19 protein-coding genes are annotated in these 21,883 nt (G+C 55.1%); 15 read left to right on the forward strand and 4 right to left on the reverse strand.

What is annotated here, in order from left to right; all coding sequences use genetic code 11:
* The first annotated feature begins 110 nt into the window (after nt 1–110).
* A complete protein-coding gene (gcvA, locus tag BC440_RS12085; RefSeq protein WP_063092430.1) occupies nt 111–1,028 on the forward strand; it encodes a transcriptional regulator GcvA in 918 nt (305 codons plus the stop codon).
* Nucleotides 1,029–1,201: 173 nt separating this feature from the next.
* On the forward strand, nt 1,202–2,923 hold the full coding sequence (locus BC440_RS12090; RefSeq protein WP_063092429.1) for a methyl-accepting chemotaxis protein: 1,722 nt from the start codon (nt 1,202–1,204) through the stop codon (nt 2,921–2,923).
* A 35-nt stretch (nt 2,924–2,958) separates the two neighbouring features.
* On the opposite strand, the gene BC440_RS12095 is transcribed toward BC440_RS12090, so the two are convergent.
* The gene (locus BC440_RS12095; RefSeq protein WP_063092428.1) at nt 2,959–4,233 is read right to left on the reverse strand and encodes an MFS transporter; all 1,275 of its coding nucleotides are present in this window, start codon (nt 4,231–4,233) and stop codon (nt 2,959–2,961) included.
* A gap of 72 nt (nt 4,234–4,305) precedes the next feature.
* A complete protein-coding gene (locus tag BC440_RS12100; RefSeq protein WP_063092427.1) occupies nt 4,306–4,938 on the reverse strand; it encodes a LysE family translocator in 633 nt (210 codons plus the stop codon).
* 295 nt (nt 4,939–5,233) lie between these two features.
* On the opposite strand from BC440_RS12100, the gene BC440_RS12105 reads away from it, so the two are divergent.
* The 13 genes from BC440_RS12105 to BC440_RS12165 all read left to right on the forward strand — a co-directional run bounded on the left by BC440_RS12105 (nt 5,234) and on the right by BC440_RS12165 (nt 18,622).
* Nucleotides 5,234–5,467, forward strand: a complete 234-nt coding sequence (locus BC440_RS12105) for a glycine zipper domain-containing protein (RefSeq protein ID WP_040060230.1) — start codon at nt 5,234–5,236, stop codon at nt 5,465–5,467.
* Nucleotides 5,464–6,075 carry an RT0821/Lpp0805 family surface protein gene (locus BC440_RS12110; RefSeq protein ID WP_063092426.1) on the forward strand — a complete coding sequence of 204 codons (612 nt, stop codon included), beginning with the start codon at nt 5,464–5,466 and terminating at the stop codon, nt 6,073–6,075. The genes BC440_RS12105 and BC440_RS12110 overlap by 4 nt, the downstream gene beginning before the upstream one ends.
* A gap of 232 nt (nt 6,076–6,307) precedes the next feature.
* Nucleotides 6,308–6,604, forward strand: a complete 297-nt coding sequence (locus BC440_RS12115; protein WP_063092425.1) for an SCP2 sterol-binding domain-containing protein — start codon at nt 6,308–6,310, stop codon at nt 6,602–6,604.
* A 23-nt stretch (nt 6,605–6,627) separates the two neighbouring features.
* Complete coding sequence (locus tag BC440_RS12120; protein WP_063092424.1) at nt 6,628–7,299, forward strand: DUF6134 family protein; 672 nt, start codon at nt 6,628–6,630, stop codon at nt 7,297–7,299.
* Nucleotides 7,300–7,353: 54 nt separating this feature from the next.
* Nucleotides 7,354–8,661: an OmpP1/FadL family transporter gene (locus BC440_RS12125; protein ID WP_063092423.1), complete on the forward strand. Its 1,308-nt coding sequence runs from the start codon at nt 7,354–7,356 to the stop codon at nt 8,659–8,661.
* Between the two features lie 98 nt (nt 8,662–8,759).
* The gene (locus tag BC440_RS12130) at nt 8,760–10,451 is read left to right on the forward strand and encodes a long-chain fatty acid--CoA ligase (protein ID WP_063092422.1); all 1,692 of its coding nucleotides are present in this window, start codon (nt 8,760–8,762) and stop codon (nt 10,449–10,451) included.
* A 104-nt stretch (nt 10,452–10,555) separates the two neighbouring features.
* On the forward strand, nt 10,556–10,960 hold the full coding sequence (locus BC440_RS12135; protein ID WP_062950364.1) for a MerR family DNA-binding transcriptional regulator: 405 nt from the start codon (nt 10,556–10,558) through the stop codon (nt 10,958–10,960).
* 47 nt (nt 10,961–11,007) lie between these two features.
* Entirely contained in the window at nt 11,008–12,144 is a 1,137-nt protein-coding gene (locus tag BC440_RS12140) for a thiolase family protein (RefSeq protein WP_063092421.1), read from the forward strand.
* Nucleotides 12,144–14,468, forward strand: a complete 2,325-nt coding sequence (locus BC440_RS12145; protein WP_063092420.1) for a 3-hydroxyacyl-CoA dehydrogenase/enoyl-CoA hydratase family protein — start codon at nt 12,144–12,146, stop codon at nt 14,466–14,468. Before BC440_RS12140 ends, BC440_RS12145 begins: the two co-directional genes overlap by 1 nt.
* An 18-nt stretch (nt 14,469–14,486) precedes the next feature.
* Nucleotides 14,487–16,271: an acyl-CoA dehydrogenase C-terminal domain-containing protein gene (locus tag BC440_RS12150; protein WP_063092419.1), complete on the forward strand. Its 1,785-nt coding sequence runs from the start codon at nt 14,487–14,489 to the stop codon at nt 16,269–16,271.
* Nucleotides 16,272–16,326: 55 nt separating this feature from the next.
* Nucleotides 16,327–16,857, forward strand: coding sequence for a thioesterase family protein (locus BC440_RS12155; protein ID WP_063092418.1), 531 nt, complete (start codon nt 16,327–16,329; stop codon nt 16,855–16,857).
* Nucleotides 16,858–16,894: 37 nt separating this feature from the next.
* Nucleotides 16,895–17,701, forward strand: coding sequence for an enoyl-CoA hydratase (locus BC440_RS12160; protein ID WP_063092417.1), 807 nt, complete (start codon nt 16,895–16,897; stop codon nt 17,699–17,701).
* Between the two features lie 21 nt (nt 17,702–17,722).
* Nucleotides 17,723–18,622, forward strand: coding sequence for an NAD(P)-dependent oxidoreductase (locus tag BC440_RS12165; RefSeq protein WP_063092416.1), 900 nt, complete (start codon nt 17,723–17,725; stop codon nt 18,620–18,622).
* 488 nt (nt 18,623–19,110) lie between these two features.
* Here BC440_RS12165 and BC440_RS12170 read toward each other — a convergent pair whose 3' ends face one another.
* Both BC440_RS12170 and mdoH read right to left on the reverse strand, forming a co-directional pair.
* On the reverse strand, nt 19,111–19,593 hold the full coding sequence (locus BC440_RS12170) for a hypothetical protein (RefSeq protein ID WP_063092415.1): 483 nt from the start codon (nt 19,591–19,593) through the stop codon (nt 19,111–19,113).
* 139 nt (nt 19,594–19,732) lie between these two features.
* Nucleotides 19,733–21,826 carry a glucans biosynthesis glucosyltransferase MdoH gene (gene mdoH, locus BC440_RS12175; protein ID WP_230729274.1) on the reverse strand — a complete coding sequence of 698 codons (2,094 nt, stop codon included), beginning with the start codon at nt 21,824–21,826 and terminating at the stop codon, nt 19,733–19,735.
* Nucleotides 21,827–21,883 lie beyond the last annotated feature (57 nt).

Genomic DNA, 21,883 nt, shown 5'->3' on the forward strand with positions numbered 1-21,883 from the left:
GCACGAGGGGTTCCGAACCATTGAAATGCTAAGACTTGGCAGGAATTCTAACAAACGATATATTCGCACCATATCATTCCATTTGGTAATGAACTTGGGGATCAAAACACATGCGTCGCGTCCTGCCGTCCCTCACTGCCCTGCAATTTTTCGAAAGCTCCGCCCGGCATCTCAGCTTTACCCGTGCGGCAGAGGAACTGAACGTGACGCAAAGCGCGATCAGCCGCCAGATCCGCGCACTTGAGGAATATCTGGGCCGGGATCTTTTTCGTCGGGTGAAAAAGCGCCTGAAACTGACCGCGGCGGGCGAAGCCTATGCCGCGCAGGTGCGCGACCTTCTCGACCGGGCAGAAGCCGCAACCCTGCAGGTCATGGCCTATTCCGACGCGGGCGGGATGCTGAATGTCGGCACATTGCCGACCTTTGGCGCGCGCTGGCTGGTGCCGCGACTGGGGGATTTCAAAACCACATGGCCCGATATCCAGCTTAACCTGATCACCCAGACCCGCGAATTCAACTTCACCCGCGAAGGCATCGATATCGCCATCCATTTTGGCGAGGACAACATGCCCGGCTGCGTGTTTCACCGCCTGATGGGCGAAACCCTGATTGCGGTTTGCGCGCCCAAAATCCTTAAGGAAAATGACGATCTGCCGATTGCACGTGAACGGGTCCGCAATTGCACCCTGTTGCAACATTCCACCCGTCCCCGTGCCTGGCAGGACTGGCTGGCCGCAACCGGTGTTGCGGTTGTGGATGAACTGGCCGGTCCCAGGTTTGAACATTTCCATATGGTCATCCAGGCCGCCGTCGCCGGACTGGGGCTGGCCCTTCTGCCGGAATTTCTGGTGCGCGAAGAACTTGATAACGGGCGGCTTGTCGCCCCGTTTGACGTATCGATCCCCAACCGGCACGCCTATTACGTTGTTTACCCCGAAGAAAAGGAAAACAACTTTGCGGTTCGGGCCTTCCGCGACTGGATCATCGCGACATGCAGGGTGGAATCAGCACAATCAAACGCCGCATGACATCCTTCAACGGATATATCCCGACAACGAATTTTATTGCCGATTGAATCCACGCCCCCTAAAGTTCCCATCCATATGTATAAGAGCCGCCATTCAGGCGGTCAGGCAGGGGCATCCGTTGCAGGATGTTCAGACAGGGGTGGCCCTTCGGGGAATGACTGGGGTATAGGGAAATGGTTGTGTCACAACTGGAAAACCGTCTGGCGATTTACAACATCCTGCCGGAAACATTTGGTGCCCTCCGCAAGGCATCAGGACTGATCCACGATAAATCGGCCCAACGCGCCGAGACATTTTACCGGACCATTAGCCAAAGCGAAGATCTGAAATCCGATCCCCTTTCAGACGCCACCATTACATCCCTGATAAAAACGCTTCAAAACCACTGGACCCAGTTGTTTGACGGCAAGGTCGACGAAAATTTCGTCAAACAGGCCAACCGGATCGGCCAGACCCACGAAACCCACGGCATTACCCCAAAGCTTTACATCGCGACCTACAATGCGATCACCGATGCCCTGATCGAGGCCATCATAACCCGCTTTCGCTGGAACGCCGGTCAGGCGGCAAACATCGTCACCTCGCTGACATCAGTCATGCTGCTCGATATCGAACTGACGCTGACCGCCTATTGCGATGCCAGTGCCGTCAAACGCCATAATGCATCGGAAAATGCCTTCGCCGATCAGCAGCTTGATCGCACAATGGAACTGTCGGTTGCGATCAATCAAAGTGCCGTATCCAATGCCCGCATGATGAATGTCATCGAAGACGTTGATCGCAAGGCGCAATCGATTTCGGCTGCCATCGATCAGATGGTTTCCGGCATCAGTCACATCGCCGAAAATGGCCGGGCTGCTGCCGATAACGCGACCGATGCCATCACCGCCACCCGCAACGGCCAGCAAACCGTCAGGGAAGCTGTCGGCAGCATGGATGACATCGCACATGCGGTGTCGGACGCATCTGGCCGGGTCGATGCCCTGGCCGAGGCATCGGAAAAAATCGGCGAGATTGTCGCCTCCATCGAAGCAATTGCCGCCGAAACCAACCTTCTGGCGCTCAACGCTACAATCGAGGCCGCCCGCGCGGGCGAAGCCGGCAAGGGTTTTGCCGTCGTCGCGGGCGAGGTCAAGGCCCTTAGCCAGCAGACCGCACGCGCGACCGAGGAAATCCGCAGCCGCATCGTTAACCTGCAAGGCGAAACACAGGGCATCGTCGATGCCATGGCACGCGGCAATGATGCCGTCTCACGCGGGCAGAATGTGATGAATGATGTTGCCCGCGAAATGGGTGACATCGGCAGCAAGATGGAAGACACCACACGCCGCATTGCCGATATTTCAACCATCCTTGATGAACAGAACAAGGCAACCGATGCCGTCCGCGATGGCATTACCGGTATCGCAGGGCAAACCGGCGGGCAGGTTGCGGCAATCCGCTCGGCCATTGGTGTTATCGGTCAGGTCGAAGGCCTGATCGAAACACAGGTTTCCGAACTGGTTCAGTATGAAATTCCGAACCGCACCATACGAAGTGCCCGCGCCGAACATGCCGTGTTCTTCAAATCCGTTGCCGAATTGCTCGCCGGACTGGGCAGCAGTGCCGATATCCAGATGGGCGATGCCAAAACCTGCCGGTTTGGCAAATGGTATGACAGCCCGGCATCAAAACCGTTCCGCCATCTGCCGTCTTTCGACGCGATCCGGGCACCGCATCTGGCACAACACGAAGCCGGTCATGCGGCAATCACGGCCTTCAGGAACCGCGATATTATTGCCGCGGAAACGGCCTTCGCCCGCATGGAAACTGCGACCCGTGAAGTCCTGCAGAAACTCGATCAACTGGCAAACGAAGCGCGCAATATCACACCACTCGCCGAAGCCGCCGAATAGCCGGCCACGTAAAAAGACCCGAACAGCTTGAAACCTTATCCACCGATCTTGCTGGCAGATCCCGCACGAAGGGCTGCAATCATCTGAATGCACACAATCACGAACAGGAAGGACAAGGCCGCCTCCCAGTTGCCAAGCAGGTCATGCAGGGCTCCAAACAAAACCGGACCGACCGCGGCCAGCAAATAACCAACCGACTGACACATCCCCGACAATCGCGCCGAGGTTTGCGGGTCCGCCCCGCGGATACCCACCAGCGTCAATGCGATGCTGATCATCGCCCCCTGGCCAAGCCCCATGCAGAACGCCCAAAGATAGGGAAGCTCGGTCGTGGCAAAAACAAACCCCGGAATGCCGATCATCAACGGAACATGCAAAATGACCATCGCCAGTTTCTTGTTGGCGATTTTCGAATAGATCAGCGGTGCGGCAAACGCCGCCGGAATGCCAAACACGTTAAAGATCGTCAGAAGGGTTGCGGCCTCCCCCTCGGAAATGCCGCTATCGATGAAGACCTTCGCGACCCAGGCCGTGCCGGTATAAAACATCAGCGACTGGCACCCGAAAAACAGCGCAAGCCACCATGCCTCGGCATTTTTCCACAGTGAAACCTGTGTGACAGAAACGGGTGCCGGGCCCTTATGTCGATAACGCAACATTGGCAACCACAACAGGAAGGCAAGGGCGGCAAACACCGCCCAGATCCCCAATGAATAACGCCAATCACCATCCGCCGCATTTCGTATCGGAATTGCAACGAATGCCGCAACAGTCGCACCGGTCGACATTGTAAAGGTGTAAAGCGCTGTAATCAAAGCAACACGGGTCGGGAAACTGCGCCGCACCAGCGACGGGGTCAGCACGTTTAAAACGGCAATCGCCGACCCCAGAATGATCGTGCCAACAATCATGATGCCATAACTGCCGGTCGCGCGAAGTCCCTGCCCCACCGCAATAAACAGCAACATGGTCAGAAGGGTTGCCTCCAACCCGAACCGCTGGCCAAGGCGCGGCGCAAAGATCGATAACACACCGAAACTAAGAACCGGTATGGTCGTCAACAGCCCAAGCTGCACGCCCGAAAGCTGCAGATCAAGACCGACAATCTCGGCAAGCGGCCCCATGGCAACGATGCTGCCGCGCATGTTCGCTGCCAAAAGCAAAAGCGCCAGCAGAAAGCCAATATGCGGACCAAGGTGACGAAATCCGCGTGCCGCGGGATCGGCTGATCGCGTGTTTCCATCCTGCTGCGTTGGGGACACAGCGGGCGAAGCTTCAGACGGTGCAACACCGCCCTGATTTTGGGTCATCGGAATACTCCGGCGAAGGTGGTGGCGGGGAAAGCCTGAGTAACTTTGTTATTCATGCACCAGAAAGATCGATCAAACCGGCAGAATGCCAATCAGAACACGCATCGCAATCACGACAAACAATACCGCGATGATGCGTTCGATCCACATCGAATGTGCGCGCAGCCATGGCAAAACCGCGCCATGCGACAAGCCAACAGCAACAAGGCAGTACCAGGCAGCATCAATTCCCGCGGCGGTGAAAGCCAGCAGGAATTTACCGCCCCATTCAAATTCCGGGGACACGAACTGACTGAACAGGGCAAGGAAAAACAGCGCAATCTTCGGGTTCAGAAACGCGATCATGAAACCATCACGCGCTGCCTGCGTCATTGTATCGGCGACCTGCCCATTCTGATCAGATTCGAACCGTGCGCCTGATCCTGCCGCACGCCAGGCCCTGATCGCCAGATAGATCAGATAAAGTGCGCCAAGGACGCTGACGATATTGCGAAATGCCGGAACCGTCTGGAAAAGTATGCCAAGGCCGGTCATGGTGATGACGGCATAAAAACCGACGCCCAATCCATGAGCCACCGCACAGGCAAACCCCGCCTGACGTGATTGCCCGACGGAATATCGCAAAACAACGGCCAGACTGGGGCCGGGCGTCATCGCGCCAAGGATGCAGATTGTCGCAACGGACAACCAGGCCGCAAATGTCATGACGTTTCCCTTGGTCTTTCTGAGTTTTTTTATCGCGCCTAATGCCGCGCCATCAAGCTAGCGGGATGTCTGAACCGTTTCAACGCAAATGATGTTTCAAAATCGCATCAATCACAGGCGAAAACGCGTTCTGAATCAAGGCATTCCCCGATGCCTTTTTCTTACCTTATCTGCCGCACTCTCTCCTTAAAGCCGCCCGATGCCTTCCTTGTTGCCCGATCAGACTGTCTGATCGGCGGCGTATCCATTTCCCGGAATGCCACCACGATAAAACAAAATGGGAAGGACACGAGAGATGCGAAACGTAGCTATTACATTGGCCGTTGCCAGCACACTGGGATTGTCGGCCTGTAGCGGTTTGGGTGACAGGGATCAGAAAATGCTGAGCGGCGCCGCCATTGGTGCCGGTGTTGGCGTTGTGGGTACAGCCGTCACGGGCGGATGTATTTCCTGCGGGGCTTTAATTGGCGGGGTCGTTGGCACCGGTGCCGGTTATATCCTTCATGAAAATGAGGAACGCCGGAAGTGACAGGCTTGAAATGGTCCCGACGCATTATGGCCGCTGCGGTCTCTATTGGCATCGTCGCACCGGTTGCCATTCCGGCGATGGCCTTTGCCGACCCGCCACCCTGGGCACCGGCGCACGGTCATCGTGCAAAGCATAATGATAAACACCACCACCACAGGGATTATGACCGCGGATATCGACCCGACATGTTCGTATCAGACGGGAATTTCCTGCGATGCAACCGCGATGTGATTGGTGCACTGATCGGCGGCGGCGCAGGAACGGCTATCGGATCGACAATCGGCAAAGGCAGCGGGCGTGACGTTGCCATGATTGGCGGTGCGATCCTTGGCCTGCTGGGTGGGTACTCTGTCGGGCAAAGCCTGGATCAGGCCGATGTCGCCTGCACGGGATATGCCCTTCAACAAATTCCGGACGGACAGACCGCCCACTGGATCAACCCGGAGTCGCAACGCCAGTTTGATATGACGCCAACCCGGACATGGCAAAATACGGCGGGACGTTATTGCCGCGAATATACGGCAACAACCGTCATTGGCGGAAATCAGAAGCAAAGCTATGGCACAGCCTGCATGCAACCCGATGGAAGCTGGCAGATCGTATCTTGATATCGCCTGCCGAAAATACGACCTATACGCGTAGTTGTATATTGAAGGACCCGGAACTTCCGGGTCCTTTCTGCTGTCTGGAACCGCAATTTTGCGGTCGATTATTTATCCAGATCAGTGACTTAATAGGAGTCTAACTATCCATATCGTAATTTGTTTTACGTTAACGTCACTTTGCGTTACAGTGCTGACATAAACAGAAAAACAAAATCAGCTTCACAGGGAGGCGTTCGTGGAGGATATCCTCGAATCCGTAAAACAGAAACTTCCGCAATTGCGCGGCCTTAATGCCGTGGTTGCCTTTGATTGCGGCGAAGATGGACATATCGTCATTGATGCGACCGGCCCCGAGCCGGAAATCAGTGATGACGATATGAGCGACGCGGACTGCATCCTGAAAATCAAGAAAGCCAATCTGGAAAAGATGATTGCCGGCAAACTTGATCCGATGCTCGCCTTTACAATGGGCAAGCTCAAGATCAAGGGCTCCATGGGAGTCGCGGCAAAACTTTCATCCATGCTGGATTGATTTCTATCGTCAGGGGAACAGGGATGCGGCACAGCTTTATCAAAAGCACCGTTCTTTGCACTTTGGCCGCCGGATTGATCGGAAGCCTTGGTGCAACTTCATCGGCGCATGCCGACGAAACGCTGAATTACCAGGTCTTGAAGGATGGTGAACCCATCGGCTTTGAAACGGTCGAAATCACCGATACGCAAGATGGTTATACCGCCGCCATCACCACACGCACCGATGTGACAGTCCTTTTTCTTCAATTCCAATATGGCCATTCACGCCTTGAAAAATGGCGGAACGATCAGCTTATGTCGGTTGATACCGACACAAATGATGACGGCACCCCATATACCTACAAGGCTGAATATGACGGCGATTGCTATGAGGTCGCCGGCAAGGGAATCGCGAAACGTGATGCCTGCGACGGTGCATGGCCCCTCACGCTTTGGCGCGAGGATATCACCGCGAAAACAAGTCTTTACAGCGTCATCAATGCCGAACCTTACGCTGTAACAACCCGGAAAACCGGGACAGAAACACTTGTCATCAAGAACCGGGAAATACCGGCCACACACTATGCCATGACCGGGGATGTCCAACGCGATCTCTGGTATGGCGACGACGGCAGGCTTCTGAAAACAAGTTTCAAAAGAAAGGGTTACGACATCGACTTTATCCGGGTCGATGCCACAGACCTTCAAAAATAAAAGCGGGCGCAAAAAGCGCAAATTCCAAAACCGTTATGATCCAGGGAGAAACCCATGACGTCCAAATTCAAGAAAGGCTGCCTGTGGGGGGCAGCTTCCGGAACAGCACTTATCTGCGCACTTGCCGCAAGCGGCAGCGCCCACGCATCAGGCTTCCAGGTCCGTGAAACCAGCGGCACATTACAGGGTTCCAGCTTTGCGGGCATGTCGACGCTCTCAACCGATGCATCAACCATGTTCTACAATCCCGGAACAGTCGGCCAATACAAAGAAACGAGCTACAGTGTTGGTGGCACGTTGATTATGCCTGTCGCGAAAGCGAAAAACATTGAGGCATCCGGAGGCCTTGTCACAAACACTCAAACCTTCAACAACGGCAGCTATAAAGATATGGCACAGGACGCGTTTGTACCTAACGCTCATGCCGTCTGGAAACTAAATGACCAGTTAAATCTGGGTGTTTCAATTACGTCACCATGGGGACTGGTCACTGACTATGAACCTGATTTTGCAGGGCGCTTTTATGGTACAACCTCCAAAATCCAGACCATCAATATCAAGCCTGTTCTTGCCTACAGATTTGATAACGGGTTGTCGATCGGTGCTGGACCTCAAATTCAGCAGATGGATGCGTCGCTCGCTAGATCGGTTCCAAACCTTGCTGGTGCGGGCGAAGGAAACAGTGAAGTAAGTGGTGATTCAGTGGATGCCGGCTGGGCCGCTGGTATCAACTGGGAAGTGATTGATGGTACGAAAATCGGTCTTTCCTACAACTCTGAAATCAAGCACGAACTTGACGGTAAAATTGACTTTGATACGGCCGCCAACGCACTTGGTTATACCGACCGGAATGCGACGGCAAAGGTTGCCACGCCAGAATCAATCACCTTTGGCGTCTCCCAGGAACTGAGCAGTCAGTGGACCGTTATGGCAGACGCCCAGTGGACCAACTGGAACTCCATCGACACGCTCACCTTCAATTATGATGGTGACATCAGTCCGCAAGCCGGAACGCAAAGCTCAACCTCTGACGAATATAAGTGGGGTAGCGCCTGGTTTGCATCACTTGGCGCAAGATACCAGTATGACGATAACTGGTCCTTTACGGGTGGCGTCGCCTTTGATGAATCGCCAATAAAAACCGAATATCGCAATGTTAGACTGCCTGATTCCGACCGTTATTGGGTCTCACTTGGTGCCGCATACAAGGTTGCAGACTGGGCGGCCGTAAGCCTTGGATATACCCACGTTTTCGCAAACTCGGCACGCGTTGACGAGACGGATACATTCCTTGGCAGTTACGCGGCAGATTACGACGCACACGTCGACATCATCGCTCTACAGGCGAATTTCAAGTTCTGATCGGTTATACTGTTCGATGCGGGATGGCGGTTTGCCATTCCGCACCGGGCGGTTTTTTTTGCCCGCAAAGTGACGTTAACGTAATGGAGTTAACGCGTATGAACCAAATAAACGTCCAAGACGCGCCTGTCCTGCAAAACGGTGTCGATATCAGCTCGCCAGTGCGTATGCGCCCGGTTCACGAGATTTTTGATGATGCGGCAAAGCGTTTTGCCAAGCGCCCATGTCTTGATTTCCTGGGTCGTATTTACGACTACGAAGACATTGCCAGACAAATCGATCGCGTCGCCGAAGGCTTTCATCAGCTCGGCGTGCGTAAAGGCGACAAGGTCGGGCTGTGCCTGCCCAACACACCTTATTACGTGATCTGCTACTATGCCGTGCTGAAATGCGGCGGCGTCGTTGTCAATTTCAACCCGCTTTATGCCAAGCGCGAGATCGCCTATCAGATCGAGGATTCCGGTTGCCGCCTGATGGTAACGCTTAACCTGAAGCAGATTTATTCCAAGGTTGCCGATTGCCTGGATGTAACCTGCCTGAAGCGGATCGTCGTCTGCGAGATGAGCGACATCCTTCCCCCGGTCAAAAGCGTTCTTTTCAGCCTGTTCAAGCGCAGCGAACTTGCCGAAATCCCCAAAGATTTGCGCCATATTCCTTTTTCGCGGCTGGCTGATTGCAAACCCATAAACTTCGTTGCGGACGTAACGGTCAACGATCTGGCCGTGCTGCAATATACCGGTGGTACAACCGGTCGCCCCAAGGGGGCAATGCTGACCCACGGAAATCTCAGCGCCAATGTCGATCAATTGACACGCTGGATGCCCGATGCAAATCCCGGCCATGAAGTCACTTTATGTGTGCTGCCATTTTTCCACGTCTTTGCAATGACCGTGGCACTGAACACGTCGATCAATCTCGGGGCGGAACTTGTTCTACAGCCGCGCTTCGAACTTGATGCGTTGTTAAAGGCACTCGACAAGAAAAACGTCACGATCTTCCCCGGTGTGCCGACGATCTACACGGCGATCAATAATTCGCCGGAAACGCTCAAACATGACCTGTCTTCGGTCCGTTGCTGCATTTCGGGCGGCGCGCCGCTTCCTGTTGAAGTCAAACACCGGTTCGAAGAAATCACCGGTGCCAAACTGGTCGAAGGCTATGGCCTGACCGAAGCAAGCCCGGTCTGCACATGCAATCCGGTTAAAGGCGTCAATAAGGAAGGATCAATCGGCATTCCCTTGCCCGGCTCCGATATCCAGATCAGGTCGCTTGATCGGTCCGATCAGATCATGCCTGCCGGGGAAAAGGGCGAGGTTTGCGTTCGCGGCCCGCAGGTGATGCCGGGATACTGGCAGAACGAAACCGCAACCAGGGAAACCTTTGTCGATGGCTGGCTTAAGACCGGCGATGTGGGTTATGCCGATCAGGACGGATATATATTTCTGGTTGATCGACTTAAAGACGTTATTTTATGCAGCGGTTACAATGTCTATCCGCGCGCCATCGAAGAAGCGCTTTATCTGCATGAACAGATCGCCGAGGTCACGGTTATCGGCGTTCCCGATCAGTATCGCGGTCAGGCACCCAAGGCCTTTGTGCGTCTGAAGGACAATGTCACCGATGTGACCGCCGAAGATTTGCGAACATTCCTTGATGACAAGATTTCGAGAATCGAAATGCCACGTGAAATCGAGATCAGGGAAGAACTTCCAAAAACCATGGTCGGCAAATTGTCGAAGAAGGAACTGGTCGAGGAAGAGCGCCTGAAACGCGAGGGAAAAGCACAATAATTCAATACGTTAACGTCATGTCACACAGAATGGAAAAAATCCAAGTGACGTTAACGTAAACTAATTGACGTAAAGATAAAAATATATACCATAGGGGCGATCAAATGACGAAAATTGACGACCGGTTTTATACCGTTCCCGAACTGGCCGAAAATCTGGGGGTTACGCCACGCACCATCCGGTTTTACGAACAAAAAGGTCTCGTAGCACCACAACGTGCCGGCACGACAAGGATCTACACCCGGCAGGACAGAGCCAGAATGCTGATCATCCTGCGGGGCAAAAGACTGGGTTTCACGCTGAAAGAGATTGCAGATTATCTGGATCTTTATGGCGCAGACCCCACCCAGGCCGAACAGATCAGGATGTTGCTGACCCGGGTCCGGGAACGGATAGAAGCCCTGGAAGATCAACGCCAGGCACTGGACGTCACTTTGGATGAATTGCGTGACATCGAACAACAATCGATTGATGCGCTTAAAGAAAAAGGACTCGATCCGGTAGCGTAACAATTGCTTTCCGGAATCGCTGACAGCTCAGGAAGGAATACTTCGCCATGACCAATGCCGTAATTGCCGGATATGTCCGGTCACCTTTCACCCCGGCACGCAAAGGTGCCCTTGCCAAGGTCCGTCCTGACGATCTTGCTGCACAGGTTGTCAAAGGTCTGGTGGATAAAACCGGGATCGATCCCAACACGATAGAGGATCTGGTTCTGGGCTGCGCCTTTCCGGAAGGCGAACAGGGGCTTAACGTTGCCCGACTGGTTACTTTTCTTGCCGGTCTGCCGCGTTCGGTCGGCGGTGTTACGGTCAACCGTTTCTGCGGATCATCCATGCAGTCGATCCATCAGGCAGCAGGTGCAATCGCGATTGGTGCCGGTGACGCCTTCATCTGTGCCGGTATCGAAAGCATGTCGCGCGTGCCGATGATGGGCTTCAACCCGATGCCAAACCCGGCCCTGTATAAGGAAATGCCCGAGGCATATATGGGCATGGGTGACACAGCAGAAAACGTCGCCACCAAATACAGCCTGTCGCGCGCCGATCAGGAAGCCTTTGCCGTGGAAAGCCACAAAAAGGCCGCTGCGGCACAATCCGCCGGTAAATTCGTTGACGAAATCATTCCGATAGAAGGCCCCGATGGCACAATCGCCGAAGATGGCTGCATTCGCGGCGACACCACAGCCGAAGGTCTGGCCGATCTGAAACCGGCCTTCAAGGCGGATGGCGTTGTGACCGCGGGCACATCCTCGCCGCTGACCGATGGCGCATCGGCCGTTCTGGTCTGCTCCGAAGAATATGCCAAGAAACACGGCCTGACCCCGCTGGCACGGATCAAGTCCGTCGCGGTTGATGGTTGCCTGCCGGAAATCATGGGAATCGGGCCGGTTGGCGCCTCGAAAAAGGCGCTGGCACGTGCTGGTATCAAGGCATCCGACCTGAATGTCGTTGAACTGAACGAGGCCTTTTCATCGCAGGCAATCGCCAGCATTTCCGACCTTGGTCTGGATATCAAAACCGTCAATATCGACGGTGGTGCGCTGGCCATCGGGCATCCGCTGGGCGCAACGGGCGCACGTATTGTTGGCAAGGCAGCCGCCCTTCTGAAACGTGAAGGCGGCAAATACGCACTTGCCTCGCAATGTATTGGCGGGGGTCAGGGGATCGCGACCATTCTGGAGGCGATGTAATGACCAACATCAAACAGGTCGCCGTTATCGGCGCCGGTGTTATGGGGGCCGGGATTGCCGCCCATATCGCCAATTCGGGCACGCCCGTTCTGTTGCTTGATATCGTTCCCGAAGGATCAGAAAACCGCAACGCGGTGGCCGAAGGTGCGGTTGCCAAGATGCTGAAAACCGATCCGGCCCCGTTCATGTCCAAACGTGTCGCAAAGCTGATCACGTGCGGCAATATCGAGGACGACCTTGATAAGCTGGCCAAATGCGACTGGATCGTCGAGGCCGTCATCGAACGCCTTGATATCAAGCAGGATCTATACCGCAAAATTGATGCGGTTCGAGCCAAGGGATCGGTTGTCTCGTCAAACACCTCGACCATTCCGCTTGCCACACTGATTGATGGCATGGGCGACGGGTTTGCGCAGGATTTCATCATCACGCATTTCTTCAACCCACCGCGCTATATGCGTCTGCTGGAACTGGTCGGATCAGACGTCACCCGAAACGGTGTCATCGATATGGTCGCGAAATTTGCCGACCATAAACTGGGCAAGACCTGTGTCATCTGCCATGACAAACCGGGCTTTATCGCCAACCGCCTTGGTGTCTACTGGATTCAGGCCGCCATGGTCGAAGCCATGGACCGGGGATTGACTGTCGAAGAAGCCGACAGCGTCATTGGTCGCCCGTTCGGCATTCCCAAAACCGGTGTCTTTGGCCTGATGGATCTGGTGGGTCTGGATTTGATGCCGCATGTCCAATCCAGCATGGCCGGTGCCCTTGATAAATCCGATCCGTTCCACGCGATTTACCGCGAAAGTGATCTGGTCGGAAAACTGATCGCGGATGGCTATACCGGTCGCAAGGGCAAGGGCGGCTTTTACCGTCTGAACCGCGAAGGTGGCGAAAAGGTCAAGGAATCCGTCAATCTTCAGACCGGTGAATTCGCCAAATCGGAAAAAGCCCGCCTTGAAAGCGTTCGTTCTGCCGGTAAAGACCCGCGCAAAATGATGGAAGCAAAGGACAAGGGTGGCCTTTATGGCCGTGCCGTGATGGCCAAAACCCTTGCCTATGCTGCCTTCATCGCCGAAGAAGCCGCCAATTCGATTGTCGATGTCGATGACGCGATGAAACTTGGCTATGCGTGGAAAACCGGCCCGTTCGAACTGATGGATGCCATCGGGGTTGATACTCTGATTGCCATGCTTGAAACCGATGGTATCGAGGTCCCGGCATTACTCAAAAAGGCCGCCGGGAAATCGTTTTACAAGATCGAAGACGGCACGCTGTTCTTCCTTGGTTTTGATGGCAAATACGCCAAGGTCGTCCGCCCGGACGGTGTTCTTCTGCTTGAAGACATCAAACGCAAATCCGAACCGGTTGTCGGTAACCGCGCAGCATCGCTTTGGGATATTGGTGATGGCGTTGCCTGTCTTGAATTCCATACCAAAATGAATGCGCTTGATGCTGACGTTCTTGGTATGATCAAGACATCCATCCGGACTGTCAAAAAGCAGTTCAAGGCGATGGTGATCTATAACGAAGGCAGCAATTTCTCCGCCGGGGCGAACCTTGGTCTGGCTTTGTTTGCCGCCAATATCGCCGCGTGGCCGGAAATCGAGAATCTCGTTGAAACCGGTCAGGAAACCTACAAAGCCCTTAAATATTCACCCTTCCCGGTTGTTGGCGCACCCAGCGGCATGGCACTGGGCGGCGGCTGCGAGGTCCTTTTGCATTGTGATGCGGTGCAGGCCCATGGGGAGACCTATATCGGTCTGGTCGAACCCGGCGTTGGCCTGATCCCGGCCTGGGGCGGGTGCAAGGAAATGATCCGTCGCTGGTCGGAAAACCCGAAATTCCCCAAGGGCCCAATGGCACCCAGTGCCAAGGCATTTGAAATCATTTCGGTCGCAACCGTTGCCAAATCCGCAATGGAAGCCAAGGAAAACCTGTTCTTCCGCCCGGATGACGGCATCACCATGAACCGCAACCGTCTGCTGGCCGATGCCAAGGCGCGTGCGCTTTCCATGGTCGATGGCTACGAAGCACCCGAAGAATTCACCTATCGCCTGCCCGGCGAAAGTGCGCGGGTTGCCTTCGAGATGGCGGTTGATGGTTTCTATCGTCTGGGCAAGGCCACCGATTACGACCGTGTCGTCGCAGGTGAACTTGCCAGGGTTCTTGCCGGTGGTGACACCGACATCACCGAAGAACTTTCCGAAGATGACATTCTGGAACTGGAGCGCGAAGGCTTCATGCGTCTGGTCCGCAACGAAGGCACCATGGCCCGGGTCGAACATATGCTTCTGACCGGCAAGCCGTTGCGAAACTAGGACGAGGAGGACAGAAAAATGGCCCAATATAAAGCACCGCTGCGCGACATGCGCTTCGTCCTGACCGAACTGTTTGACTATAACGACATCAACCAGATGCCCGGATGCGAGGATTTCACACCGGATGTCGTCGATGCCGTTCTCGAAGAAGCCGCCAAGGTCTGCGAGGAACTCCTGTTCCCGATCAACCGCACAGGTGACGAGGAAGGCTGTCATTGGGATGATGGTGTCGTCACCACGCCCAAGGGCTTCAAGGAAGCCTATCAGACCTTTGCCGAAGGCGGATGGACGGGCATTGCCTGCGATCCCGTCTATGGCGGTCAGGGTGCGCCGAAAACGATCAATGCCCTGGTCGAGGAAATGATCTGTTCGACCAACCTGTCATTCGGGATGTATCCGGGTCTGTCTTTTGGGGCCTACGCCGCCCTTCACAGCCACGCCTCGGACGAACTGAAGGATAAATATCTTCCGAAAATGGTCGAAGGCACGTGGGCTGGCACCATGTGCCTGACCGAACCACATTGCGGTACCGATCTTGGCATCATCAAGACCAGGGCCGAACCACTTGAAGACGGATCCTATGCCATTTCCGGCACCAAGATTTTCATCTCGGCCGGTGAACATGACCTGACGGAAAACATCATCCATCTGGTTCTGGCCAAACTGCCCGATGCACCCAAGGGGACCAAGGGCATTTCCCTGTTCCTTGTCCCGAAATTCATGGTTGGCGACGACGGATCGCTTGGGGATCGCAACGCGGTCAAATGCGGGTCGATCGAACACAAGATGGGGATCAAGGCATCCGCCACCTGTGTCATGAACTTTGATGGCGCAATCGGGTATCTGGTCGGTGAACCCCATCAGGGCATGCCCGCCATGTTTACCATGATGAACCAGGAACGCCTTTCGGTTGGCATTCAGGGTCTTGGACTTGGCGAAGCCGCCTATCAGGGGGCGGCTGCCTATGCCCGTGACCGCCTGCAAGGCCGGGCATTGACCGGCCCGAAAAGCCCCGAAAACCCCGCCGACTCCCTGCTGGTCCATCCCGATGTACGCCGGATGCTTCTGACCGCACGCGCGACCAACGAAGGATGCCGGGCAATGGGCATATGGGTGGCGCGCGCACTTGATACCGCCAAACATCATGCCGATCCGGTAAAACGCGAAGAAGCCGACGAATTCGTCCAGCTGATGACCCCAATCGTCAAGGCCCTGTTCACCGATTGGGGCTTTGATAACACCAATCTTGGCGTTCAGGTCTTTGGCGGCCACGGTTACATCCGTGAATGGGGCATGGAACAATATGTTCGTGATGCCCGCATCGCCCAGATTTACGAAGGCACCAACGGCATTCAGGCCCTTGACCTTGTCGGGCGTAAAATGCCGGCAAAGGCCGGTCGTTACCTTCGGCGTTTCTTCCACCCGGTGCAGGAATATATCGAAGCCAACGTATCGAAGGACGGGCTTGGCGATTTCATCCAGCCACTGGCGAAGGCCTTCATGCGTTTGCAGCAGGCCACCGGTGAACTGGCCCAACGCGGCATGAAAAACCCGAACGAAGCCGGGGCCGCGGCCACCGAATTCCTGCGCCTGTTTGGTCTGGTCGCGGTTGGCTATATGTGGGCCCGCATGGCGGAAATCGCGTTGGCGAAACAGGACGACGATCCGGACGGTTTCTATAAGGCGAAACTGATCACCGCCAAATTCTATATGGAACGCATCCTGCCGCAGTCTGGCGCACTGTTCAGCGCGATGATGGCGGGGTCCGGCACCATGATGGAACTGGACGAGGATCTGTTCTGATCATGCAAACGGGCCGCATCCCTCAACCGGCATATATCGGCACAAGGAGCCTGTCGTGAATCTGATTTTCCGACTGATCCGTGTGCTGGTCTTGTCCTGGTTGCGGCCCGGTCTGCATCCGCTTGATCCGTCTGTCCTGTCATTCCGTGCATGGCCACTGGATCTGGATATCAATGTCCATATGACCAATTCGCGCTACTTCGCCCTGATGGATCTGGGACGAACCGAACTGATCCTGCGCAACGGCATCGCCAGACAGATGCTCAAACGCAAATGGCAGCCGGTCGTGTCCGGATCGACCATGCGGTTCAAGCGCGCGATCAAACCGTTTCAGCGCTTCAAACTCGAAACCCAGGCCCTTTATTGGGATGACAAGGGTTTCTATCTGGAACAGCGCTTTACCGCGAAGGGCAAAACTCTGGCACTTGGCGTTGTGAAGGCCGTGTTTGTCGGCCCCGATGGCATCGTCCCGCCCGAACAGATTTGCAGGCTGGTGGGTGCGGATGAAACGTCACCGATAATGCCCGACTGGCTTTCAGGCTGGCCGGACATGGAAACCGCCATCGAAGCACGGCTTGCCGCCTGACAAAAGAACCGGGCACAAGCCCGCGGGAGGAATTCTTATGACTTCAACTGATGCCGTCTTGCTGTCGATCACCGATCAGATCGCAACGATCACCCTGAACCGGCCCGACCGGATGAATGCACTTGATCAGTCCATGATCAAAGGATTTGGTGATGCCCTTGATCGGATCGAGGCGGACATTGCCAATATCGGCGCGGTCATTATCGAAGGATCAGGCGGCACGTTCATGGCCGGTGGCGATGTTAAGTTCTTTTATGAGCTATCAAAAAACCCGGTGGAAGAATCCCGCCCCCAGATCGAAACCATGATCAACCGGGTGCATGACATCATCATCCGCCTAACCGCCCTGCCCCGCCCTGTTATTGCAAAGCTTGATGGCGCGGTTGCCGGGTTTGGCATCAGCCTGATGAATGCCTGCGACCTTGCGGTTGCCGCCGAGGAAACCGTTTTCACACTGGCCTATATCCATATCGGCACGTCACCCGACGGCGGATCAACCCATTCGCTGCCCCGCCTTGTCGGCATGAAAAAGGCCAAGGAAATTGCCTTTCTGGGTGACCGGTTCACCGCGGCCGACGCCCACGAATGCGGTCTGGTCAACAAGGTCGTCCCCGCCGATCAACTGGCATCGGCGACGGCCAAATATGCAACCCGCCTTGCCGCCGGTCCACGCGATGCCCTTGCCCGCACCAAGGCGTTGCTCAACACCGCGCCCGAAAACGATCTGGCCGAACAATTGGAACTGGAAGCCAAAGCCTTCGCCAATTGCGCCGGAAGCCACGACTTCCGCGAAGGTGTCAGCGCCTTTGTCGAAAAACGCAGCCCGCAATTTGGCAAATCATAAGAAAATTCAGGGAAGAAAATCATGGCAAGTTTAGCTGGCAAAACACTGTTCATCACCGGCGCATCGCGCGGGATCGGCAAAGCAATCGCGCTGCGTGCGGCACGCGACGGGGCAAATGTTGCGATCATCGCCAAAACCGATGAACCCCATCCCAAACTGCCCGGCACCATTCATTCTGCCGCCACCGAGATCGAGGAAGCCGGTGGCAGAGCATTGGCCCTTAAAACCGACATTCGCGAAGAAGACCAGATCGCCGATGCCGTCGCCAGAACCGTTGATACCTTTGGCGGGATCGACATCCTGATCAACAATGCCAGTGCGATCAATCTGACCCCGACCCTGCAAACACCGATGAAGCGGTTCGATCTGATGTATCAGGTCAACACCCGGGCCAGTTTCGCCTGTGCGCAGGCCTGCCTGCCGCATCTGATGAAATCGGACAATCCGCATATCCTGACCATGTCGCCACCGCCCAACCTGTCGGCACAATGGTTTGCCAATCACACGGCCTATACGATTTCAAAATACGGTATGAGCCTCGTGACGCTTGGTCTTGCTGCGGAATTCGAAGACGAAGGTGTTGCCGTTAACTCGCTTTGGCCCGTCACCGTGATCGAAACCGCCGCCCTTAACATGATCCCCGGCCTTGAACAGGGCCGTGCGCGTAGCCCCGAAATTCTTGCCGATGCCGCGCACGCCATCCTGACATCCCCCGCACGCGACGTTACCGGTGGTTTCTTCACCGATGAAAGCGTGCTGGAAGCCATCGGGATCACCGATTTCGAAACCTATAACCTGACACCGGGCAAATCGCCCTATCCGGACTTCTTCCTTGAACTGGACCGAAACGGCAAAAACGATCCGAATGTCGCCCGGCTTCTTGAAAAACTGTCCGCGGCCCATAGAGCCTTGTCCGTTTAGATTGAAGCGATTTTGTTCGCGTTTGGCGAACGATTTTGCAAGGCACAGCGCGCAGGGCGATGCGGGGCATCGTTCAAGCGGTGTAACGCAGCGAAACGTCGCCAAACACGAACCCTTCGGGCCGGGACATTCTTCTGCCCCGCAGCGTCAAGGATCTTGACCGTAGCCCCCCGCTACGCTCTGCGATCCTTTCCTTGCAGGACAGAAGAATGTCTCCGGCAAAACGCTTCAATCTAAACGGACAAGGCTCTAATGCCGCCTGAACCCTTTTTCGTCGGCGTTGGGGAGTGTGTGCCCTGACGTCATCGGGATCTGATTTCAATCGGGATCAGGTCCCACTCGCCCGCTGAACTCGACCCGCCCTTTTGGGCGGGTTCTTTTTTGCATGCCCCCAAACCAACAAAGCACCGCCTTTATGGCAGTGCTTCATTGGGAATGCGCAAATGACGTTGAGGGTAAAACAAGTCAGCGCAAATCTGTAAATTCTTTTAGGACGCGGCGCGACGATCCAGCGACTGGCGCGGCATCACACAGCTTTTCACCGCCGGGGTCGGGCACATCATCTGTACCGACAGGGCAAGGGCCAGGTCATTGTTGCTGTGTTCACGATCCAGGAAACGCTCGGACCAAGCCTTGTCGCAGTTTGCCGACAGGAATGCACAACGCATCATGGCAAAGCCCGAAGAACCAAAACAGTTGTTCTGGCCGCTCAGATCGGCAAACCAGCTTGCAATGGCATCATGGGCCGCCTGATCAAGGATGTCCTGCATGCTTTCTTTTTCGGTTGTCGCAACGGTGTCCTGCTGCAAGGCGGTACGCAATTCGTTCACCAGACGCTGATGGGCCTGCGGATTATCAACACTGAACGAACGCAACCACGCACGCGCGGTTTCATCGATCAGGCGAGTCACAGCAGCAGATTCAAAAGCAGCGTAGGAAAAGCCTTTTGATGCGATGGTCAGATCAGTCATGTTTGCGGCCCCTTCGGGCTAAATGGCGACAATCGATGATTAACTCTTTGGTAAGGATTATGATCACCTAAAAACCGCGGCATATTTTGATTAAATCAGGGCGTTTTTGTGGCGCGACCTATGCAAGAAAATCAATGCACTATGACGAATTAGCGGGCATTTTTGCGTTTTCGTCCTTTTTGCCAGCCATAATTTGATCAAGAGGCTTGACCGGCCACGATAGAATCTTGAGTTTCTCGTCTTTTGTCAGGCTTTCGACGCCCAACCGGGACAGCTTTTCATAGATGATGCCGATCTCGATCTGGGTACGACGATCAGGTTTACGCGCGGGCAAAAGTGCCGAATGCAATGCGTTGGCAAACGGGTCCTCGATCAGGCGCAGCAACCCGTCTTTGACATCCTCATCGGGCGCTTCCGCTGTCAGGCGCGCCAATGTCGCAAGTTCTTCGGGGGATTCGGTTTCTTCGGGTGTCACAAAAAGCTTCATCCGGCGCGCCGCACGCCCGATGGCAAGGCTGCTTGACCAATGCGTCAGCCACGGTGCCAGAACAAGCCCCGCCAGAATCGGCGACAGCCACCAGAAGAAGGCCGTATCCACAAACAGCGCCACCGCCCCCCAGATAAGGCCGATCACGATGATCGTCCGATGGGTTTTCAATGCCGCCTTAAACGGTACCCCCGTATCGTCACGTTCCTGTGCATCCCAACCCACCTGATTACCGGTCAGAACCGAAAACACGAACTGCGCATGCAACATCATCATGATCGGTGCCTGCAAGGCGGAATACAGCGTTTCAAGAACACCACTCGCCAGCACCATGACCCCGCCGTATTTCTTCCGGTCACGGCCAAGGCAAACCATCAGGATCGAGATGATTTTGGGCACCACCAGCATACCGATGGTAAAGACCAGCAGCACCAGCATCTCGAACGACCGGTCAACCGGCCATTGCGGGAACATCGTAAACTGGCTGGGGAAGAAGCTATAGGTCAGTTGGGTGTTCTGCAGCGTCGCAATCGTCGAAGACAGCAACAGCAGAAGCCACAGCGGCGATGAGCCAAAGCTCATGACCCCCATAAAGAAATGAAGACGGCTAAGCGGCCTGAATCCCGGCGCAAACAGAAGCCGCGCGTGCTGCATATTGCCCTGGCACCAGCGGCGATCACGGATTGCATAATCAATCAGGTTCGGCGGCAATTCTTCCCAGCTACCTTCAAGCTGCGGGATCAGCCAGCAACGCCAGCCCGCCTTGCGCATAAAGGCGGCCTCGACAAAATCATGGCTCAGGATATGCCCGCCCATCGGCGGCTTGCCCGACAATACAGGCAACCCGCAGCAATCAATGAACGCCTGCACGCGAATGATCGCGTTATGGCCCCAATAGTTCGAACTACCCATGCACCAGAATGACAAACCCGCCGACATGGTCGGACCATGCACACGCGAAATGAACTGAAGGATACGGGCAAACAGGGTCTGGCGGCCGGTCGGCTGCGGCGGACTCTGGATGATCCCGGCATCGGGATTGTTTTCCATTAGATAGGCCATATTCACCATGGCCTCGCCCGACATCACACTATCGGCATCAAAAACGATCATGTGATCGTAATGCGTCGCATAGGTCTCGCAGAATTCCTTAAGGTTCCCGGATTTGCGTTCGGTATTTTCAGCCCGACGGCGGAAAAAGATCTTGCCGCGCGCTTTCAGATCGGCGCAGGCCTTGGCCCATGCGACTTCCTCGGCGATCCAGATATCGGGATCACGGGTATCGGACAGAACAAAGAAATCAAACGCATCGATTTCACCCGTCGCGACAAGGCTTTCATAACTTGCGCGAAGCCCGGCAAAAACACGGTCCGGGTCTTCGTTATAAACCGGGATCACCACCACATTCCTGGATCTGAGCGACCCTTTGCGCGCAATCGGCTTCAACCGTTTCAGCGTAATCGCATCCAGCCCGAACCCACGCAGGAATATCCCGACAATCCCGGTAAAGAAGGACACTGAAATCCAGGCAAAGTTGATCGTAAAGAACGCAATAACCACCATTTCCATGACGGTCAGCTGGTCGGCCCCCAATACATCGGCCATCAGCCACGCGGCATAGGCGGTCGCAAAAATCGATGCGCCAAACAGGAAAATGCGCCGTGATCCAACACCCGGCCCGCGCAGTTTGACTGTCGGGTCAAGGTCATCCTCGTTGACACCATGATTGGCTGCGCTATCAGGCATAGGATCGGAAATCCGGCTCATAAGGTTTTACTTTTCCCTGAATTCAACTTGCGACTG

Source organism: Thalassospira sp. MIT1004, from assembly GCF_001858545.1.
GTDB classification, from domain to species: Bacteria; Pseudomonadota; Alphaproteobacteria; order Rhodospirillales; family Thalassospiraceae; genus Thalassospira; species Thalassospira xiamenensis.

What these genes read in the sequence shown, in the direction of transcription:
- gcvA (WP_063092430.1), top strand. Translation starts at nt 111, where the DNA reads ATGCGTCGCGTCCTGCCGTCCCTCACTGCCCTGCAATTTTTCGAAAGC.
- BC440_RS12090 (WP_063092429.1), top strand. Translation starts at nt 1,202, where the DNA reads ATGGTTGTGTCACAACTGGAAAACCGTCTGGCGATTTACAACATCCTG.
- BC440_RS12095 (WP_063092428.1), bottom strand. Translation starts at nt 4,233, where the DNA reads ATGACCCAAAATCAGGGCGGTGTTGCACCGTCTGAAGCTTCGCCCGCT.
- BC440_RS12100 (WP_063092427.1), bottom strand. Translation starts at nt 4,938, where the DNA reads ATGACATTTGCGGCCTGGTTGTCCGTTGCGACAATCTGCATCCTTGGC.
- BC440_RS12105 (WP_040060230.1), top strand. Translation starts at nt 5,234, where the DNA reads ATGCGAAACGTAGCTATTACATTGGCCGTTGCCAGCACACTGGGATTG.
- BC440_RS12120 (WP_063092424.1), top strand. Translation starts at nt 6,628, where the DNA reads ATGCGGCACAGCTTTATCAAAAGCACCGTTCTTTGCACTTTGGCCGCC.
- BC440_RS12125 (WP_063092423.1), top strand. Translation starts at nt 7,354, where the DNA reads ATGACGTCCAAATTCAAGAAAGGCTGCCTGTGGGGGGCAGCTTCCGGA.
- BC440_RS12130 (WP_063092422.1), top strand. Translation starts at nt 8,760, where the DNA reads ATGAACCAAATAAACGTCCAAGACGCGCCTGTCCTGCAAAACGGTGTC.
- BC440_RS12135 (WP_062950364.1), top strand. Translation starts at nt 10,556, where the DNA reads ATGACGAAAATTGACGACCGGTTTTATACCGTTCCCGAACTGGCCGAA.
- BC440_RS12140 (WP_063092421.1), top strand. Translation starts at nt 11,008, where the DNA reads ATGACCAATGCCGTAATTGCCGGATATGTCCGGTCACCTTTCACCCCG.
- BC440_RS12145 (WP_063092420.1), top strand. Translation starts at nt 12,144, where the DNA reads ATGACCAACATCAAACAGGTCGCCGTTATCGGCGCCGGTGTTATGGGG.
- BC440_RS12150 (WP_063092419.1), top strand. Translation starts at nt 14,487, where the DNA reads ATGGCCCAATATAAAGCACCGCTGCGCGACATGCGCTTCGTCCTGACC.
- BC440_RS12160 (WP_063092417.1), top strand. Translation starts at nt 16,895, where the DNA reads ATGACTTCAACTGATGCCGTCTTGCTGTCGATCACCGATCAGATCGCA.
- BC440_RS12165 (WP_063092416.1), top strand. Translation starts at nt 17,723, where the DNA reads ATGGCAAGTTTAGCTGGCAAAACACTGTTCATCACCGGCGCATCGCGC.
- BC440_RS12170 (WP_063092415.1), bottom strand. Translation starts at nt 19,593, where the DNA reads ATGACTGATCTGACCATCGCATCAAAAGGCTTTTCCTACGCTGCTTTT.
- mdoH (WP_230729274.1), bottom strand. Translation starts at nt 21,826, where the DNA reads ATGCCTGATAGCGCAGCCAATCATGGTGTCAACGAGGATGACCTTGAC.